Origin of the sequence: Streptococcus mitis (assembly GCF_009496285.1) — a bacterium.
Lineage (GTDB): Bacteria > Bacillota > Bacilli > Lactobacillales > Streptococcaceae > Streptococcus > Streptococcus mitis_BP.
Genome location: NZ_WIJK01000044.1, coordinates 1 through 3,370 on the forward strand (window position 1 = coordinate 1; position 3,370 = coordinate 3,370).

Here is a 3,370-nt window from a genome sequence, read left to right on the forward strand (position 1 = left end):
CTACTGGTTTCGCTGGAGCTGTTGTATCTGTCGCAACTTTAGCATCACTTGGTTTTGATTCATTACCTGCTGCATCAGTTGCTTTGGCTGTTACAGGACCTGCTGGAATATCAACTTTTGGAGTAATTGTTACTTTACCATTGCTACCAGCTGTTCCTTCACCAATCTTGTTGCCGTCTTTATCGTAAAGGGCAACAGTTGAGCCTGGTTCTGCGCTTACTTCAACTGGTGTCTTAGTTCCTGCTTTACCTGTTAGATCTGTATTCACTACTGGTTTCGCTGGAGCTGTTGTATCTGTCGCAACTTTAGCATCACTTGGTTTTGATTCATTACCTGCTGCATCAGTTGCTTTGGCTGTTACAGGACCTGCTGGAATATCAACTTTTGGAGTAATCGTTGCTTTACCATTTTCTCCTGCAGTTGCTTCACCGATCTTGTTGTTGTCTTTATCGTAAAGGGCAACAGTTGAACCTTTTTCTGCAGTTACTTCAACTGGTGTCTTAGTGCCTGCTTTACCTGTAAGGTCTGTGTTCACAACTGGTTTGTCTGGAGCTGTTGTGTCTTTCGCTGGGTTAACGAGATATGCTGCTGCAACCTTATCTGTTGACTTATCAGGATAAGTGATGGTAAGGTTCCCTTTTTCATCTACACTGTATGTCGCATTTGCTGGAAGACTTGGGTTAGCAGTTTTAACTGAGTCGATGATCTTGGTCTTTTCATCTTCAGAAACCTTATTAGGATCTGCAACATCTACTTTTGTACCTGCTACTGGTTCATACTTCTTAGCAGTCTCAAGAACAACAACTCTAATAACATCTGTAAATTGGTTACCCTTTTTATTACGAGCAACGAATCCAACATCTACAGTGCCTGCCTTTTGTGTCTCAGCAACTGTACCAATGTATTTATTTTTTTTGTTTCTCCAGGTATTTGAACCTGCAGTTGCGAAGAAGTGACCCTGTGGGAACACTCCTGCGACCCCAGTTGGATTTTGATAAGCATCGAATTTCTCAAGAGAAGGTGTCCCATCTGCCCAAACGTCAATATCAATCTTATCTCCAGGATAAACTGTTACAAGGTTCTTAGACACTATAAGAACCAGAGAACCATTAGATTGTTGACTTACTTTTCCTTCAGTCAATGGTGTTTTTGTAACTGTAATCGGTGCACTCTTAGCTGACTCTTTACCACCTGCTGGTGTTGAAGTAGCTGTAATCTCTCCTTCTGGAAGGCTGTTTGTAGGGCGAACAGTTGCTACACCTTTGTCGTTAGCTACAGCTTCACCGATCACAACACCATCTTTGTTGTAAAGTTTAACAGTTGAACCTGCTGGTGCTTTAACTGTTACATAAGCTGGAGTACTTGCTTTACCTGCCAAATCATTGACAATTGCTGGACCGCTAGTCGCAGCATCTACTGCTGGAGTGCTTGGTTTTGGTGCTTCTGGTTGTGGAGTAACTGGCGCTGGAGTGCTTGGTTTTGGTGCTTCTTTTGGAGCTTCTTCAACGTTACGTGATTGCCAACCTTGAAGACTTGAGTAGCTACCTTCTTGCATGTTAGAGATAACTTTGGCTGTTGTACCAGCTTTCATATCTTTGTTCAAGGTCAAGTTGATCGTTGAGTAGAACTTGCCTTGTTCACTTGAAGCAACGCTTGCAAGTGCACTGCTTGAAGAGTTTACTTGCCACTTACCTGGAACAGCCGTACGCTTGAGTCCAACTTCTTGCGCCTTGCCGTCTGTATCTGTGAATTGGAAGTATGCTGCTCCCGCATCATGCGGCACTTTCAAGGTAACGTTTCTATCATTTGCAACAAGATTATTCTGTTGTTTTGATTTAGATGATGGTACGATCTCTGAGTGACCTAGAGAGATGTTAACATCTGTATCACCACTTTCAGTTCTATTGACTGTTTGGCTGACGCTAATTCTATCTCCAGCAACGAGCTGCGCACCACCCGTAACGTTACTATTCAAACCAAGATCAAGTGGGAATGACCACTGTCCGTTTCCTGCAACTTGGACTTGTCTAGCAGTTTTGCCATTTACCTTGATATTGATGATAGCACCTGGCTGACCGGTACCTGTCAAGGTTGTATCTGTAGAAGCTACAGTAGGCACTGTAATCGTGTCATTTGTTTGGGTATAAGTGTTGTTGACTCCTGGTTGTGGTGCAAGTCTTGATGAGATATTAACACCGACTTCTGGGAAGTCTGAAGTACGATTTTTAACAGCTGATGAACCATTCATCCCACCATTTTCTAGTGAGTTTTTTACAATAGCTGTTGCAAAACGAGCAAACAGATTGTGATGGGTCCCTTTAGTCACTACTCTATAGGTAAGCGAATCAGGAACTCCTCCACCAACGTATTTATAATGAGACGCCAAAGCTTTGTGATTGCTCATAGCAGGGAGCTTTCCAAAATCTTTCTCAACGTAATAATCCTCATTCAGACGTCCAGCATTAGGACCACGGTCTACGACAGTAATACTTTGAATTGTATCATCTGATGCGACCACCAAGCCAGCAGCTTGGTGATTCTTATGCTGCGGTACAACACTAATTGTCCAAGTTGTTGTGTCTCCATCCACACTGTAGCGAACTGACTGAAACTGCTTGACACCCGCACCAGCAAATTCACCTTCAGCGACTGATCCGTCAACTGAACGGTATGCTGCACGTGAACTTAGATCACGTTTCCCTCTTGAACGGACTGGTTCAGCTGGTGCGACTGGTTCAGTTGCCGCTTCCGTTACTTCTTCAACTTTAGCTTCAGTGGCTACTGCTGTTGCTTTTTCTTCTTTGGCAGCAAGTTGAGCTACTGCCTCTTTGAGACTAGCGACTGCTGTATCCACTTGGTCTTGGCTAGCTTCTGCATTTGCCAAAACATTTTGTGCTTGTTCAAGTGCTGTGTTCAAGCGAGAAAGAGAGTCTTCTGTCTTTCCTGCTTTGTCCAAAGCTTTCACTTCTTCGACCAATTGGGTCAAAGCTTCTTTGTTAGCTGTTTTTGCAGTAGTGTTTTCTGCTACCACTGCTTTTTCAACTGTTGCTGGCTGAGTCTCTGCTACAGCAGCAGGAGCTTCATAAGTTCCCGTTTCTCCACCATATCCAGGCTTAGCCTCTTCAGCTTTTGAGCCACTCTCAACTGTAGATTCCGATGCTGTGTCTGCATGGACCGTTTGAGTAGCTAAGCTAGCTCCGACCGCAAAAACAAGCGAACAACCAAAAAGGAAATGTTTTCCTTTCAGATTGAAGACAAAGTCCTTGGAAGTCAAGTTTCTAAGGGCTTTTCTTTGTGTAAAGTCGTATAATAGAGGTAAGAAGAGTTGTGAGGTAATCCCTATGTTTCACAAAGAAAAACCTGATTATAA

1 protein-coding gene is annotated in these 3,370 nt (G+C 43.4%); it reads right to left on the bottom strand.

Features of this window, described 5'->3' with window-relative positions; all coding sequences use genetic code 11:
• The coding region (locus GEZ89_RS09310) for an Ig-like domain-containing protein (RefSeq protein WP_228113890.1) at window positions 1-3,274 on the bottom strand (3,274 nt) is incomplete at its 3' end.
• Between the last annotated feature and the right edge of the window lie 96 nt (window positions 3,275-3,370).